Below are 15,463 nucleotides of genomic sequence, written 5' to 3' on the forward strand. Positions count from 1 at the left end.
CAGCGGCTTGGCAACGGCTTTAGCCTTCCTTGCGGACCAGTTTGTGGTTGGCGGCCTGGGCCACGGGGCGGACCGTGATGTGGTCCAGGTTGATGTGGTGCGGCAACGACACGGCGTACTTGACGACGTCCGCCACATCATCTGCAGTCAAGGGCTTCTCCACACCGGCGTACACCTTGGCGGCAGCTTCCTGGTCACCCAGGCGGTTGAGCGCGAATTCCTCGGTGTGCACCAGGCCGGGCGCCACCTCAATGACCCTGACGTTGTTCCCTACCTCTTCAAGCCGCAGCGCGTTGTTCATGGCGTGCTGGGCAAACTTGGCCGCGTTGTAGCCGGCTCCGCCCTCGTAAGCGCTGAGTCCGGCTGTTGAGGTCAGGTTGAGGACCGTGCCCTCGCCGTTCTCGCGAAGCATGGGAAGGAACGCGCGGGTGATCTTCATGGTCCCCAGGACGTTCACCTGGTACATCCAATCCCAGTCCCCGGTATCGGCATTGGCGATGGTGTCTGCTCCACGGGCGCCCCCTGCAATGTTGATGAGGGTGCCGGCTCCGCCGCCTTCGGTGACGGCCGCCAGCAACGCTGCAACGTCGTCGTCGGACGTGATATCAGCGGGGAACGGGACGGCGCCGGTGGCGGCAGCGAGTGCGTCCAACCGATCGGCCCTGCGTGCCACCGCGAAGACCTTCCATCCTGCGGCCGCCAGCGCTTTCACTGTCGCTTCCCCGATGCCCGTGCTGGCACCGGTAACCACTGCCGCGTTGTTCTGTCCTGCCAGGGTGTTCTCTGCTCCGGAAGTCATGGCACCACCATATCCGGCGTGCGGACAGGCCGGAGCGGCGGGGCGTAACGCCAGGCCATGAAACAATTGGTCCATGGCTGAATCAACGCAGGGTACAGACACGCCCGCCACCGCCCCCATCAACGTTCCCGACAAGCCGGCCCTTGAGGGCCTGGAGGCTGCTCTGACGCAGCGCTGGCTTGCGGAAGGAACCTACAAGTTCGATCCGGACACCACCCGGGAGCAGGTCTACTCGATCGACACTCCCCCTCCCACTGCCTCGGGCTCGCTCCACGTGGGCCACATGTTCTCCTTCACCCAGACGGACGTCCAGGCGCGCTACATGCGTATGACCGGAAAGAACGTCTTCTACCCCATGGGCTGGGATGACAACGGCCTGCCCACCGAGCGCCGGGTGCAGAACTACTACGGTGTCCGCTGCGATCCCGCCATCCCCTACAAGGCCGACTACACGCCCCCGGCACAACCGGCCAAGAACCAGCGCGATTTCGACGTCGTATCGCGCCAGAACTTCATCGAACTGTGCGAGGAACTCGCCGTTGAGGACGAGAAAGTCTTCGAGAACCTGTTCCAGACCCTTGGCCTGTCGGTGGACTGGGACCTGACCTACCGAACCATTGACGACACGTCACGTGCGGTATCCCAGCGCGCCTTCCTCGCCAACCTGTCTGCCGGTGACGCCTACATGGCCGAGGCACCCACCTTGTGGGACGTGACCTTCCGTACCGCTGTGGCGCAGGCTGAGCTTGAGGACCGCGAAGTCGCTGGCGCCTACTACCGCTATCCCTTCTTTACTGAAGATGGCGAAAAGATTTTCATCGAGACCACGCGTCCGGAACTGCTCGCGGCATGCGCGGCCCTGGTGGCAAACCCCGACGACGAGCGGTACCAGCCGTTGTTCGGCAAGACCGTGAAGTCCCCGCTGTTCGACGTGGAACTCGAGGTTAAAGCCCACCCGCTCGCCAAGGCGGACAAGGGCTCAGGAATCGCCATGGTGTGTACGTTCGGCGACCTGACCGACGTCACCTGGTGGCGCGAACTCCAGCTGCCTACCCGCGCCATCATGGGCCGCGACGGACGCATCATTGCCGACGCCCCGGAGTGGATCACCACCGAGGCCGGCAAGGAAGCTTACGCCGCGATCGCCGGCAAGACTGCCTTCTCCGCCAAGGAAGCCGTGGTTGAACTGCTCAAGGCAGCGGACCTGCTTGATGGCGAACCCAAGAAGATCACCCACCCGGTTAACTTCTTCGAAAAGGGAGACAAGCCCCTCGAAGTTGTCACGTCCCGTCAGTGGTACATCCGAAACGGCGGCCGCGACGAGGAACGCCGTGAACGCCTGATCGGACGTGGTCAGGAGATCACGTTCCACCCGGCCTTCATGCGCTCACGCTATGAGAACTGGATCGCGGGCCTGAACGGCGACTGGCTGGTATCCCGCCAGCGCTTCTTCGGCGTTCCCATCCCCGTCTGGTACCCGCTGGACGCCCAGGGCAACCCGGACTACGACAACCCGATCATTCCCTCCGACGAGATGCTCCCCGTTGACCCTGCCGCAGACGCTGCGCCTGGGTTTGAGGAATCGCAGCGCGACCAGGCCAACGGCTTCACGGGTGACGCAGACGTCCTGGACACCTGGGCTACATCCTCACTCACACCGCAGATTGTGGGCGGCTGGAGCCGTGACGAGGACCTGTTCTCCAAGGTTTACCCGTTCGACCTCAGGCCGCAGGGCCACGACATCATCCGCACCTGGCTGTTCTCCTCCGCTGTCCGCGCCGACGCACTCCAGAAGAGCGCCCCGTGGAAGCACGCAGCCATCTCCGGCTGGATCCTGGACCCGGACCGCAAGAAAATGTCCAAGTCCAAGGGCAATGTGGTTGTCCCCACGGATGTGCTGAAGGAGTTCGGCTCGGACGCTGTACGTTACTGGGCCGCTTCGGCCAAGCTCGGTGCGGACACAGCCTACGAGATCGCCCAGATGAAGATCGGCCGCCGTCTGGCCATCAAGCTGCTCAACGCTTCGAAGTTCGTGCTGAACCTCGGCGCCACCGAGAACTCGGTGGTGTCCAGCGACCTCTCGGTGCTGACCAACCCCCTGGACCGTGCGCTGCTCGCGCAACTGTCCGACGTCGTTGCCCAGTCCACCAAGGCGTTCGAGAACTACGACTACGCCCGTGCACTGCAGATCACAGAATCCTTCTTCTGGCAGTTCACGGACGACTATGTGGAGCTCATCAAGGACCGCGCCTACGGTGCCGCTGGCGAGACCGAACAAGCATCAGTCCTGGCAGCCTTGGCGACAACGCTGGACTCGCTCCTACGCCTCTTTGCACCGTTCCTTCCCTTCGCAACCGAAGAGGTCTGGGGCTGGTGGCGCACGGGATCCGTCCACCGGTCCCAGTGGCCCGCTGCGCTGGAAATCACCGACGGCGACACCACCATGCTCGGTACTGTGGGCGTGGCCCTCAGCGGCATCCGGAAAGCGAAGTCCGAAGCCAAGGTAAAGCAGCGCACCGGTGTTACCTCAGCTACCATCACGGCTCCGGAGGTTCTGGTGTCACAACTGAAGGCGGGCCTCGGCGATTTGAAGGCTGCTGCGAACGCCCAGGACATCACCCTCCAGTCGGGAGATGGTGAGCTGGCAGTCAGTGACGTCGTGCTGGCACCGGCCGAGGAAGTCCCGGCCCCATAGTTGTAATCCGGCAGCCCGTTTCAGGGCAAAGGGGAAGCCCCATCAGCGTTTTGCCGTTGGTGGGGCTTCGACTTTTCGGCTGTCTGGTGACGTCCTGACAGTCTGGCGGAATCCTTGGACTTCCAGGTCTTCCTACCCCGTCACAGGTAGCCTGCCTTCAACTTTGCCGTTGGCTCCGTTGTCTGCAATCACTGGATCTTTGGTTTCCGTGTCCCTCACCTTTCGATGTGGGTAAGAACCATTGTTGTCCTGCTGGAAGCCATGCACAAGAGCTTCGTGCGAACTACAAACCTGTAGTTATCCTTCGCGCAGGAAGCTCTTTATGGCAGAGTGTTGACCATGCCGGAACTGCCCGAAGTGCACGGACTGTGCATGTACCTGGATACCCAACTCCGCGGTGCCACAGTGACCCAGCTGAAGATCAATTCCTTCTCGGCACTCAAGACAGCCGATCCGCCTTACAGCGCCCTGGAAGGACACATAGTCCAGGGCGTGCAGCGTTTCGGCAAGTTCATCTGCATTGACCTGGATGGCCTCTCTTTGGTTTTTCATCTGGCAAAAGCCGGTTGGGTCCGCTACACCGAGCATCCGTCCTCAGCCGGCCTGCGCATGGGCAAAAGCAACATCTCGGCGCGTATTCTGCTGCATCGCGCCAGCGACGACGCCCACATTGGAATTGACCTCACTGAAGCGGGGACCAAGAAGAGCCTGGCGATCTACGTTGTCCGGGATCCCCAGGAAGTGCCTGGCCTGGCGAGCCTCGGCCCGGAACCTCTGAGCCCCGATTTCGACGTTGAGTCTCTGGCGTCGATTTTGTCCTCAAGCTCCATGCAGATCAAGGGACTGTTGAGGAACCAAGGCGTCATAGCCGGCATAGGCAACGCCTACAGCGACGAAATACTGCATGCCGCCAAACTTTCCCCCTTCGCCAGCGCCAAGTCATTGGACCGGCAGACCGTGGAACTCCTCTATCAAGCAATGCAGGAAGTACTGGTAGGCGCCGTCAATGCTGCGGCGGGAAAACCATCCAATGAGTTGAAGGACACCAAGCGCAGCAATTTCCGCGTCCACGCAAGAACGGGCCAACCCTGTCCGGTATGCGGGGACACAGTAAGGGAGGTGTCCTTCGCAGACACCTCCCTGCAGTACTGCGCTACGTGCCAGACGGGCGGAAAAATCCTGGCGGACCGACGGACCTCACGGTTCCTAAAATGAGCACGTGACTGGAATGGACCTGTAGCTCATTGGGAAACCGCCAAGCCCCTTAGCTGAACTCCGGGTTCTCCGTGCGGCTCCTCTTGAGCTCAAAGAAGTGCGGGAAACCGGCCAACGTTACCGTGGCGTCCCACAGCCTTCCGGCATCCTCACCGCGGGGAATGCGCGTCAGCACGGGACCAAAGAATGCGGTGCCGTTGAAGGCAACCACGGGTGTCCCCACATCCTGGCCCACCTTGGAGATTCCCTCTTCATGGCTGGCGCGGAGCTTTGCGTCGTACTCGTCGGACTCAGCGAACCGGGCCAGCTCTGCGGGCAGGCCCACCTCCGCCAGCGACTTCTGGATGACGGACGTACGGTCCTTGTTGCCCTGATGGTGGATCTGCTCACCCATGGCGTCGTACAGGGCCTTGACGTAGCTGCTGCCGTGCAGTTCCTGGGCCGCAATGATCACCCGGACCGGTCCCCAGCTGTCATCCATCATGGCCCGGTATTCGTCAGGAAGATCGCGGCCCTCGTTGAGCACCGAGAGGCTCATGACGTGCCATTCGGTTTCAATGCCGCGGACCTGCTCCACTTCACCGATCCACCGTGAAGTGATCCACGCGAAGGGGCATACGGGGTCAAACCAGAAATCAGCCTTGTTCACGCTGGATACGGGTGCGGACGTGTCTTGTTCAGTCACAGGGGTCTCCTAAGCAAGGGGTGATGATTAGCGCGCCACCCACACAACAAGTGGCTCTCCCTGAAGGAAACGGGAGCCTACGCGGACTTATTCCGTCGTTTGGCAACAACATCGTGGGCGATCATGGTTGGCTGGGCTTTCTTTGCCACGACGTCCGCAGTGATGACCACGGTAGCGATGTCATCACGGCTGGGGAGATCGAACATCACCGGAAGAAGTACTTCCTCCATGATGGCGCGGAGGCCACGGGCACCTGTTCCCCGTTCCAGGGCCTGGTCCGCGATGGCATCCAGGGCGTCGTCGTCGAACTGCAGCTCCACACCATCCAGATGGAACATCTTCTGGTACTGCTTCACCAGCGCGTTCTTGGGGGTGGAAAGAATCTGGATCAGCGCCGGCCTGTCCAAGTGGGACACAGTGGTGATCACCGGCAGGCGGCCGATGAACTCCGGGATCAGACCGAACTTCAACAGATCCTCGGGCATGACCTCCCCGTAACTGTCCACGGTGTCGCGTGCCTCGTTCAGGGGCGCACCAAAACCGATGCCCTTGCGGCCGGAACGGGATCCAATGATCTCCTCCAGTCCGGCAAATGCGCCCGCCACGATGAAGAGGACATTGGTGGTGTCGATTTGAATGAATTCCTGGTGGGGGTGCTTCCGGCCACCTTGGGGCGGCACCGATGCCACAGTGCCTTCAAGAATTTTCAAGAGTGCTTGTTGAACGCCCTCGCCGGAGACGTCCCTGGTGATGGAAGGGTTCTCGCTCTTGCGGGAAATCTTGTCGATCTCATCGATGTAGATGATGCCCTGCTCGGCCTTCTTGACGTCGTAGTCGGCGGCCTGGATAAGCTTCAGGAGGATGTTCTCCACGTCCTCCCCCACGTAGCCGGCTTCCGTCAAGGCGGTGGCGTCGGCAACAGCGAAGGGAACATTGAGGCGCCGGGCCAGGGTCTGGGCCAAGTAGGTCTTTCCGCAGCCCGTGGGTCCAATCAGCAGGATGTTGGACTTGGCGATCTCCACATCCTCATGATGCGAGCCCTCGCCGAGGCTGCCTGGTTTGGGCGAATGCCCTGCCTGGATGCGCTTGTAGTGGTTGTAAACAGCCACTGCCAAGGATCGTTTGGCGGGTTCTTGCCCAATGACGTATTCCTGAAGGAAATCGAAAATCTCGCGCGGCTTAGGCAACTCGAAGCTGCCCAGATCGGAAACCTCGGCCAGCTCCTCTTCAATGATCTCGTTGCACAGCTCGATGCACTCGTCGCAGATGTACACACCGGGACCAGCGATCAGCTTCCGCACCTGCTTCTGGCTCTTGCCACAGAAAGAACACTTCAGCAGATCCGTGCTCTCGCCTATCCGAGCCATGTGGGAATCCCTTCGTTGCAATCGGGTGGTGCGGCACCATCCACTCTAGGACACAATGAGCCGCTTGGGGGGAAAGCGAACGCCGGTGCGGTTCATATTTCGTGAACCGCACCGGCGTCCATTTCTCACGTTCTAGCGGGCAATAGCCTGGGGCTTGATCTTGCGGGAATCAAGAACCTGGTCAATCAATCCGTAGTTCAGGGCTTCCGCGGCCGTCAGGATCTTGTCGCGCTCAATGTCGTTGTTCACCTGTTCGGAGGTACGGCCGGAGTGGTGCGCCAGCGTGTCCTCCAACCAGGTGCGCATCCGCATGACCTCGGCTGCCTGGATCTCCAAGTCCGAGGCCTGACCGCCCTGGCCACCGGAGAGGGCGGGCTGGTGGATCAACACACGGGCGTTCGGCAGGGCCAAACGCTTGCCGGGAGTGCCTGCTGCCAGGAGAACTGCAGCAGCGCTGGCCGCCTGGCCGAGGCATACAGTCTGGATCTCCGGGCGGATGTACTGCATGGTGTCGTAAATGGCAGTCATCGCGGTGAAGGACCCACCCGGCGAGTTGATGTACAGGGTGATGTCGCGGTCCGGGTCCGTCGACTCAAGGACCAGAAGCTGGGCCATGATGTCGTCCGCGGAGGCATCGTCAACCTGGACGCCCAGGAAGATGATCCTGTCCTCAAACAGCTTGGTGTAGGGGTCCTGGCGCTTGAAGCCATAGGGCGTGCGCTCTTCGAACTGGGGCAGGACGTAGCGGCTGGACGGGAGATTACCGGCAGACCATCCGAAGTTGTAGTTCATGTTCATTACTCCTGGGTTTCAGTGGTTCTTGGTGCCGGTCAGTTATCGGAGCTCGACTGGTTGGCAGTTCCGCCGCCGCCTGCCACGGAGCCTGCGTGCGCGGAGATCTTGTCAAAGAAGCCGTATTCCAGGGCCTCAGCGGCAGTGAACCACTTATCGCGGTCATTGTCCTTGAGGATGGTCTCCACGGTCTGGCCCGTCTGCTCGGCCGTCAATTCAGCCATGACCTTCTTCATGTGCAGGATGAGTTCAGCCTGGATCTTGATGTCCGAGGCCGTCCCGCCAATTCCACCGGACGGCTGGTGCATCAGAATGCGGGCGTTCGGCGTCGCGTAGCGCTTGCCCTTGGTGCCGGAGGACAACAGGAACTGGCCCATCGAGGCTGCGAGCCCCGTTGCTACCGTCACGACATCGTTGGGAATGAACTGCATGGTGTCGTAGATGGCCATGCCCGCTGTGACCGAGCCACCCGGCGAGTTGATGTACAGGTAGATATCCTTCTCCGGGTCTTCAGCCGAGAGCAGGAGGAGCTGCGAGCAGATGGCGTTGGCATTCTCGTCGCGAACTTCAGAGCCGAGCCAGATGATGCGCTCTTTCAGCAGGCGGTTGTAGATGTAGTTGTCCTGGGCTGCGGGATCGACAGTTGCCATCCGGGGAGCCTCTGATTGCTGTGACATAAGTACTTACCTCTCGCTGGTGCCAGTGACATCACTGAACTTCACTACTTGGACACTAACCGTTTTCAGGGGCGTTTTGTTCGCCGGAATCGCGCTGTTCGCTGACGGCGCACGCCTGTGTCCGGCTCCCGGGTCCGGGCTTAAAACAAAACCGGCCCCGGATCGTGGGATCCGGGGCCGGTTGGAGAATGCTTATTAGAACTTCACTGCTGCTGGGTCATCGTTCGCGGCGGTCTCAGCGTCCTCAGCGGCATCGCCGGCTGCGGGCTCTTCAACTGCTGCTTCACCTGCAGGGCGGACGAAGTCGGTGAGATCAACCTTGTTGCCCTCGGAGTCCACAACCTCAGCCTGGCCGAGTACCACTGCCAGTGCCTTGCGGCGGCGAACCTCGGAAACCATCATGGGAACCTGACCGCTCTGGTCGATGATCTGAGCGAACTGGTTCGGGTCCATGCCGTACTGGCTGGCCGTGGTGACGATGTAGTCGATGAGCTCATTCTGGCTGACATCAACCTCTTCCTTGTCCGCAATGGCGTCAAGGATGATCTCGTTCTGGAAAGCGCGCTCGGTGTTGGCCTTGACCTCGGCGCGGTGCTCCTCGGTGTCGTGGTCACCTTCGCCGTGGGCATTCTCCGGGTTGAAGTGCGCTTCGATCTGCTCTTCAACCACGGAGTCCGGAACCGGAACCTCCACCAGTTCAACGAGCTTGTCCAGGACCTTGTCGCGGGCCTCTACACCCTGCTCCACTACCTTGGAGTCAGCTGCCTGCTTGGCGAGGTCCTCGCGGAGCTCTGCAATGGTGTCGAACTCGGAAGCCAGCTGGGCGAAGTCATCGTTTGCCTCGGGAAGCTCGCGCTCCTTGACTGCCTTGACGGCAACCTTCACCTGGGCGTCTTCGCCGGCGTGGTCGCCGCCGACGAGCTTGGTGTCGAAGATGGCTTCTTCATCAGCGGACAAGCCGGTGACGGCTTCGTCGAGGCCCTCAAGCATGGTGCCTGCGCCTACCTGGTAGGAGAGGCCTGCAGCCGAATCGATCTCTTCGCCGTCAATGGTTGCGGTGATATCGATGGTCAGGAAGTCATCGTTCTTCGCAGGGCGCTCAACGGACTTCAACGTGCCGAAGCGGCCACGCAGCTCATCCAGTGCCTTGTCGATGTCAGCGTCGGAGGACTCCGCAGCGGCTACCTCAACCTTGATACCGGAGTATTCCGGCAGTTCGATTTCGGGGCGGACATCGATCTCCACCTGGAACTTGAGCTCTCCATCAGTGGAGGCCGGGTCCGGAACCTCGGTGATTTCAACCTCAGGACGGCTCAGGGGGCGTACGCCTGTTTCCTGAACTGCAGCCTGGTACCAGCCGTTGAGGCCATCGTTGATGGCGGTCTCCAGAACGTAACCGCGGCCTACGCGCTGGTCAATGAGCTTGGAGGGAACTTTGCCCTTGCGGAATCCGGGGACCTGGATCTGCGAAGCAACGGTCTTGTACGCGGCATCGATGCTCGGCTTCAGTTCCTCAAAGGGAACCTCAACGTTGAGCTTGACCCGCGTTGCGGTGAGGTTCTCGACAGCGCTCTTCACAGTCTAAGTACTCCTGATTTTGTGGGTATGGGTTTCTGTTGTATCCAGTTACGGACGCAAACACAGAGTCGGGGTGACAGGATTTGAACCTGCGACTTCCTGCTCCCAAAGCAGGTGCTCTAGCCAAGCTGAGCTACACCCCGAATGCACAGGACAGTCTACGGGCATGCGGGCCGGAAATGCACATTTGACACCGCCGCCGGAATTAGGTTTAGTTATACCCGGCTTGAACAGCCAGCAGGAAGAAACCCGGAAACGGGAAGTCCTCCTGGGGACGTAGCTTAATGGTAAAGCCTCAGTCTTCCAAACTGATTACGCGGGTTCGATTCCCGTCGTCCCCTCCAGAAAAAGAACCCCGGTCCGCGGACCGGGGTTCTTTGCATTGAACGGGGTTCTTTGCATTGAACAGGGCTCTATGCGGTGTAAGGCTGACTGGACCATCCGCTGGATTGGACCACCCGGAGCTAACGCGCCGGCCCCTGGCAGCCAGGGCACCAGTACAACTTGCGGGCCGCTGCCTCGGTGACGGCCACAGTGCTGCCGCACACCCGGCAGGGCATCCCCTCACGTTTATAGACAAAGTGGGCATCAGCTTTATGCGCCCTTGCGGCACCGGGCTTCCACAGTGACCGCGGCGTCGTCACAATCCGTCCGTCACGGACGCCGTCCCGCATTGTCAGCACCGTGTCATCCCACAGACGGCCTGCCGCCTCTGCGTCTACGGCGTTGCCTGGAGTCCAGGGATTCATCGCTTGGCGAAAAAGAACCTCTGCCCTGTAAATGTTTCCAACGCCAGCCAGCACGGATTGATCCATCAGCAGGAGGCCCACGGGGGTTTTGCGCCGCCGCAATCGCCCAACAAATTCATCCCGGTCACCAGGCAGGTTGTGAAGGGGGTCCGGTCCCAACCGGTTCAGCACTGCTTCAACCTCGGCTCCGGTGATGGCCGCGCACGTGGTGGCACCCCGCAGATCGGCCCATCCATGGGCGGAAACCAGACGAACACGCACGGCACCCACCGGTTGGGGAGGCCCTGCGTACTCCCCTGCGGTGTCGCCTGGCCCTGTCTCGTTTTCACCCATGCGCCGGGGCGCCCCGATGCTGGACGCACCCACGAAGGAGCTGTCACCACCAAAGCTCCACGCCCCGTACAAACCCAGATGGACGTGCAGGAACAACCCATGGTCAAACCGGAGGAAGAACTGCTTACCGTGGGCCATGGCCTGTTCCATGGTGTGGCCGGTCAGCTGTGCAGCGCCGGCGGTGAACCGCCCCTGCGGGCTGGAGACCTCCAGGAGCTGGCCGCCAAAAACGTCCTGGAATTGGCGGGCCAGCCTGTGGACCGAATGCCCCTCAGGCACTACTGGACAATTTCGCCGGTGGTTTCGTAGACCGCAATCTTGCCGATCCGGCGGACGTGGCGCTCATCCTGGCTGAACGGCTCAGACAGGAAAGCCTCGATCAGCTCAGTGGCTTCCTCCACCGTGTGCTGACGGCCGCCCACTGCCACAACGTTGGCGTCGTTATGCTCACGGGCAAGCTTGGCTGTGGACAAGTTCCATGCCAGGGCGGCACGGACGCCCCTGACCTTGTTGGCAGCAATCTGCTCGCCGTTGCCGGATCCACCCAGCACGATTCCCAAAGCGTGCACACCGGCTTCCTGGTCAGCCACCACCGCTGCGGCGGCATTGATGCAGAAGGACGGGTAGTCGTCCAGGGCGTCGTATTCCCTGGGCCCGTGATCCACCACTTCGTAGCCCTTGGCGCTGAGGTGGCTGACCAAGTGGGCGCTCAGTTCCATGCCGGCGTGGTCAGTGGCGATGTGGACGCGGGGTGTTGTCACAGGAAGTCCATTCTTTTGGCGCGCTCATGCGGCATGGGCCGGGCGCGATGTGTGGGGATGCGCTACCTAGGGTACCGCTACCCGGGTTGCTGGGGTTGACCGTCGTCGTGCGCCCTGCTTGCTGCCCGGTTCAGAACTCCGGCCAACCGGTCTGCCGAAGACCGCGTACCTGCGCTCAGCGCTACCCGGCCTCCGTTCTGCTTCCGGACCACCACCGCAGGTCCACTGCTCACCAGCATGGCGGTTGCGTCATCGTGGTGCCGCAACCCCCACCCGCCGTAGTCGGCAGCTTTGACGTCTGCCGGGGCCGCAGCGGCGATCTCGACGGCGGGAACGGTCAGGACGCGCAGGACGCCACCGGCAAAAACCTGCAGGCCGGCCCTGTCCGCACGGACCCTGGCGAAAAGGAATCCCGCTCCCACCAAGGCAGCGGCTGCCACCAGGGCTCCGAGCCATGGGACCACCACCGCAATCAGGGCGGCGGGGAACAACGCCGAAACAATGATCATGACGAACACGGAGCTGCGGGCATGGACCCAGATCCTTAGTGTGTCATTGGGCAGGTCCGGGTCCTCCAGCAGCCGGAGCTCCGACTGCAAAGCTGCGTCGTCCTCCGGAGTCCAATGGGGATCGGGCTTGAACGCGAACATCATCACGACGCCCATGGCCAGCGCCGCACCGCTTCCCATGGCCAGAACAATTGGATCCACGTGGGAAACCCTGGCGTCGGCTGCACCTGACTGGCCGGCCAGGCCCGCGGCCAGGACCGTTGTGATGAAGAGGCTCAGCATGAGGCCGAGCCCCATCATGAGCCGCCGCATGATCACCGGCCGCGACAGCGGCACCGCTTGGAGGAAACCGGCCCAGCCACAGAGGACTATGAGAGCTGCACCACCGCCCACATAGGCGCCGAACGGCGCAAAAGAACTGCCGCCGTCGGCATTCCACATCACGGCCACAGGGTTGGGCAGGCTGTTCCGCACCATGAAGGCGCACAGGACAAAACCCGCGGCGAGAACAAGGGGGAAACCCACTGCGAATCTCAAAGCGCGAACATCGAGGGTCTCCCTGAAGCGTGCCATGATCCAAAGCTACTCCGTGGTGCGACACTGTGCCGATTGCTCCTTGCCATACTGCCGCAGAGTGAAAGAATGGCTTCACACCAGCGACCGGCGTGGCCGGTCGGTCATCCACACTTTTCGGAGGCTCCACTTGCCAGGCCTGAATCTCACGCGCGATGAAGCGGCGAACCGCGCAGAACTGCTCAACGTCGAGTCATATGACGTCACTTTGGACCTGACAAAGGGCCCGGACGTCTTCAGTTCCACCACCGTGGTGAAGTTCTCCGCACAGCCCGGGTCGTCGTCGTTCATCGACGCGATCACCGCAGCCGTTCATAAAGTGACTCTCAACGGCGTTGATTTGGACCCGGCAACCGTGGCCGACGGTATCCGCATCCAACTCCCCGATCTCGCAGCGGACAACGAGCTCACGGTGGTGGCTGACGCTCCGTACATGAACACGGGCGAGGGGCTGCACCGGTTTGTGGACCCCGTGGACGGTGAGGCCTACCTCTACACCCAGTTCGAAGTGCCGGACTCCCGCCGCATGTTTGCAGTGTTCGAGCAGCCGGACCTGAAAGCCAGCTTCACGTTCACGGTGACCGCGCCGTCCCATTGGGATGTCATTTCCAACTCGCCCACTCCCAAGCCCGTGGACGCTGCCGCCGGGGACGACGGCGCCGCCCGGTCAACGTGGCACTTCGCACCCACCCCGCGGCTTTCCTCCTACGTCACGGCACTGATTGCCGGCCCGTACCAGTCCGTCCGTTCCGAGGTCACCAGCTCCGATGGGCGCGTCATCCCGCTGGGTGTGTTCGCCAGGAAGTCCCTGATGCAGTACCTGGACGCGGACAATATCTTTGAACTGACGCGGCAGGGTTTTGAGTTTTTCGAGGCCCAGTTCGGTTGCCCCTATCCGTTTGAAAAATACGATCAGCTGTTCGTTCCCGAATTCAATGCTGGCGCCATGGAGAACGCCGGCGCGGTGACCATCCTTGAGGGATACGTTTTCCGAGGAAAGGTGACGGGTGCCCAGATTGAACGCCGTGCCATCACCGTCCTGCACGAGTTGGCGCACATGTGGTTCGGCGACCTGGTGACCATGCGCTGGTGGAACGATCTCTGGCTGAACGAGTCCTTCGCCGAATACATGTCGCACCTGGCTGCGGTGGAGAACACCGAATTCGACCGCGCATGGACAACGTTCGCTTCCGTGGAGAAGTCCTGGGCGTACAAGCAGGATCAGCTGCCCACCACACACCCGATCTTCGCGGAGATCAACAATCTTGAAGACGTGGAAGTGAACTTCGACGGCATTACCTACGCCAAGGGCGCTTCGGTACTGCGGCAGCTGGTGGCCTGGGTGGGACCCGAACAGTTCATGGCCGGAGTCCGCAGCTATTTCGCCAAACACGCGTGGAAGAACACTGAGCTCTCCGACCTCATGGTGGAACTGGAAGCCGCCAGCGGACGCGAGCTGGACCAGTGGGGCAAGGTATGGCTGGAGACCGCCGGCGTCAATACGCTGGCCCCCGAGCTGACCGTGGATTCCGAAGGAACCATCACCGCCTTTGCCATCAGGCAGACCGCCATCGCGGAACAGCCCACGCTCCGGCCGCACCGCCTGGCCGTTGGCTTCTACGACATCGCCGAAAGCGGCCTCCTGGAGCGGACCCACCGGGAGGAGCTGGACGTTGACGGGGCGCTGACGGAAGTGCCGGCCCTGGTTGGCCGTCAACGCGCGGACCTCATCCTGCTCAACGATGATGACCTCGCCTACGCAAAGGTCCGCCTGGATGCGGACAGCCTCGCTACGGCCACGGCCCACCTGAAGGATTTCGCCAACAGCCTGCCGCGCACCCTGGTGTGGGGCTCGGCCTGGGATGCAGCGCGCGACGGCGAAACACCGGCCCGCGGGTACGTGGACCTGGTGCTGTCCAACATTGCCCATGAGACGGATTCCTCGGTGATCCTGGTGCAGTTGCGGCAGCTCGCCACCACCCTGACCTACTACGTGGCCGCCGAACACAAGCAGGCCACCCTCGTCACCGCCGCGGATCGCTTGTGGGAGCTCGCTTCCTCCGTGGAGCCAGGCTCGGATGCCCAACTCCAATTCGCGAAGTCCTTCGCGCAGCTCGCACGCAGCAGCGCCCAGCTTGACCGCATCCAGGCCCTGCTGGACGGGACAGAGACACTCAACGGTCTCTCTGTTGACCAGGACATGCGCTGGGAGCTCCTGACGTCACTGGTGGTTGGTGGCCGGCAGGGACAGGAACGGATCGACGAGGAACTGGCACGGGACAACACATCCAACGGCCAAAACGCTGCTGCCCAAGCCACCGCCGCCATTCCGACGCCCGGGGCCAAGGCTGCCGCATGGCAAGCGATCGTGGAAACGGGCGAGATGTCCAACGCGCTGCAATCATCGGCAGTGGCCGGGTTCATGCGCGTCACGGACACCTCGTTGCTGGAGCCTTACGCTGAAAAGTACTTCGAAGCGGTTCCAGGAATCGTCAAGGAGCGCACCCACGCCCTGGCGCAGCAGGTTGTGGTGGGACTGTATCCCGCCCAGCTGACCACGCAGGCCACCGTTGACCGCACTGATGCCTTCCTTGCGGGGCTTCCGGAGGAAAGTGCGGCCTTGCGCAGGATGATGCTGGAGAACCGCGACGGCGTGGCGCGGGCTTTGCGCGCCAGGACGGCCGACGCGTAAGCCGTACACATATTGATGCTCAGGCGGACAGCCTGGCC

The 15,463-nt window shown here is 61.8% G+C and carries 12 protein-coding genes and 2 tRNA genes; 4 read left to right on the forward strand and 10 right to left on the reverse strand.

The annotated features are described in order from the left end of the window. Positions 1 to 19 precede the first annotated feature (19 nt). On the reverse strand, positions 20 to 799 hold the full coding sequence (locus tag JOE60_RS10350; protein WP_167265863.1) for an SDR family oxidoreductase: 780 nt from the start codon (positions 797 to 799) through the stop codon (positions 20 to 22). Between the two features lie 73 nt (positions 800 to 872). Between JOE60_RS10350 and valS the strand changes: the two genes are divergently transcribed. Together valS and JOE60_RS10360 are read left to right on the forward strand one after the other, a co-directional pair. Then, positions 873 to 3,494 carry a valine--tRNA ligase gene (gene valS / locus JOE60_RS10355; RefSeq protein WP_167265862.1) on the forward strand — a complete coding sequence of 874 codons (2,622 nt, stop codon included), beginning with the start codon at positions 873 to 875 and terminating at the stop codon, positions 3,492 to 3,494. A gap of 339 nt (positions 3,495 to 3,833) precedes the next feature. Next, positions 3,834 to 4,709 carry an Fpg/Nei family DNA glycosylase gene (locus JOE60_RS10360; RefSeq protein WP_167265861.1) on the forward strand — a complete coding sequence of 292 codons (876 nt, stop codon included), beginning with the start codon at positions 3,834 to 3,836 and terminating at the stop codon, positions 4,707 to 4,709. 49 nt (positions 4,710 to 4,758) lie between these two features. Here the strand turns inward: JOE60_RS10360 and JOE60_RS10365 are convergent, their stop codons facing one another. The 6 genes from JOE60_RS10365 to JOE60_RS10390 form a co-directional block, all read right to left on the reverse strand. Then, complete coding sequence (locus tag JOE60_RS10365) at positions 4,759 to 5,394, reverse strand: mycothiol-dependent nitroreductase Rv2466c family protein (RefSeq protein WP_167265859.1); 636 nt, start codon at positions 5,392 to 5,394, stop codon at positions 4,759 to 4,761. Between the two features lie 77 nt (positions 5,395 to 5,471). Continuing rightward, a complete protein-coding gene (clpX, locus tag JOE60_RS10370; RefSeq protein WP_167265857.1) occupies positions 5,472 to 6,761 on the reverse strand; it encodes an ATP-dependent Clp protease ATP-binding subunit ClpX in 1,290 nt (429 codons plus the stop codon). Positions 6,762 to 6,893: 132 nt separating this feature from the next. Further along, positions 6,894 to 7,553: an ATP-dependent Clp protease proteolytic subunit gene (locus JOE60_RS10375; protein WP_167267030.1), complete on the reverse strand. Its 660-nt coding sequence runs from the start codon at positions 7,551 to 7,553 to the stop codon at positions 6,894 to 6,896. Between the two features lie 38 nt (positions 7,554 to 7,591). After that, positions 7,592 to 8,203, reverse strand: coding sequence for an ATP-dependent Clp protease proteolytic subunit (locus JOE60_RS10380; RefSeq protein WP_167265855.1), 612 nt, complete (start codon positions 8,201 to 8,203; stop codon positions 7,592 to 7,594). Between the two features lie 222 nt (positions 8,204 to 8,425). After that, positions 8,426 to 9,808, reverse strand: coding sequence for a trigger factor (gene tig, locus JOE60_RS10385; RefSeq protein WP_167265853.1), 1,383 nt, complete (start codon positions 9,806 to 9,808; stop codon positions 8,426 to 8,428). Between the two features lie 68 nt (positions 9,809 to 9,876). Next, positions 9,877 to 9,951: transfer RNA gene (locus JOE60_RS10390), tRNA-Pro, on the reverse strand. Positions 9,952 to 10,078: 127 nt separating this feature from the next. On the opposite strand from JOE60_RS10390, the gene JOE60_RS10395 reads away from it, so the two are divergent. Next, positions 10,079 to 10,152, forward strand: a tRNA-Gly gene (locus tag JOE60_RS10395). Positions 10,153 to 10,272: 120 nt separating this feature from the next. Here the strand turns inward: JOE60_RS10395 and JOE60_RS10400 are convergent. The 3 genes from JOE60_RS10400 to JOE60_RS10410 form a co-directional block, all read right to left on the reverse strand. After that, a complete protein-coding gene (locus tag JOE60_RS10400; protein ID WP_167265851.1) occupies positions 10,273 to 11,169 on the reverse strand; it encodes an Fpg/Nei family DNA glycosylase in 897 nt (298 codons plus the stop codon). Continuing rightward, entirely contained in the window at positions 11,169 to 11,651 is a 483-nt protein-coding gene (locus JOE60_RS10405) for a ribose-5-phosphate isomerase (RefSeq protein ID WP_167265849.1), read from the reverse strand. Before JOE60_RS10405 ends, JOE60_RS10400 begins: the two co-directional genes overlap by 1 nt. A 77-nt stretch (positions 11,652 to 11,728) precedes the next feature. Next, a complete protein-coding gene (locus JOE60_RS10410; RefSeq protein WP_167265847.1) occupies positions 11,729 to 12,733 on the reverse strand; it encodes a hypothetical protein in 1,005 nt (334 codons plus the stop codon). Between the two features lie 130 nt (positions 12,734 to 12,863). Here JOE60_RS10410 and pepN point away from each other — a divergent pair, with 130 nt between their 5' ends. Beyond that, complete coding sequence (gene pepN, locus JOE60_RS10415) at positions 12,864 to 15,425, forward strand: aminopeptidase N (protein ID WP_167265845.1); 2,562 nt, start codon at positions 12,864 to 12,866, stop codon at positions 15,423 to 15,425. Positions 15,426 to 15,463 lie beyond the last annotated feature (38 nt).

This window comes from Paenarthrobacter ilicis (genome assembly GCF_016907545.1).
GTDB lineage: Bacteria > Actinomycetota > Actinomycetes > Actinomycetales > Micrococcaceae > Arthrobacter > Arthrobacter ilicis.

Bases quoted from the DNA above. Each gene is read 5' to 3' on its own strand.
- clpX (WP_167265857.1), bottom strand. From the start codon at position 6,761: ATGGCTCGGATAGGCGAGAGCACGGATCTGCTGAAGTGTTCTTTCTGT.
- JOE60_RS10375 (WP_167267030.1), bottom strand. From the start codon at position 7,553: ATGAACTACAACTTCGGATGGTCTGCCGGTAATCTCCCGTCCAGCCGC.
- JOE60_RS10360 (WP_167265861.1), top strand. From the start codon at position 3,834: ATGCCGGAACTGCCCGAAGTGCACGGACTGTGCATGTACCTGGATACC.
- JOE60_RS10410 (WP_167265847.1), bottom strand. From the start codon at position 12,733: ATGGCACGCTTCAGGGAGACCCTCGATGTTCGCGCTTTGAGATTCGCA.
- JOE60_RS10380 (WP_167265855.1), bottom strand. From the start codon at position 8,203: ATGGCAACTGTCGATCCCGCAGCCCAGGACAACTACATCTACAACCGC.
- valS (WP_167265862.1), top strand. From the start codon at position 873: ATGGCTGAATCAACGCAGGGTACAGACACGCCCGCCACCGCCCCCATC.
- JOE60_RS10350 (WP_167265863.1), bottom strand. From the start codon at position 799: ATGACTTCCGGAGCAGAGAACACCCTGGCAGGACAGAACAACGCGGCA.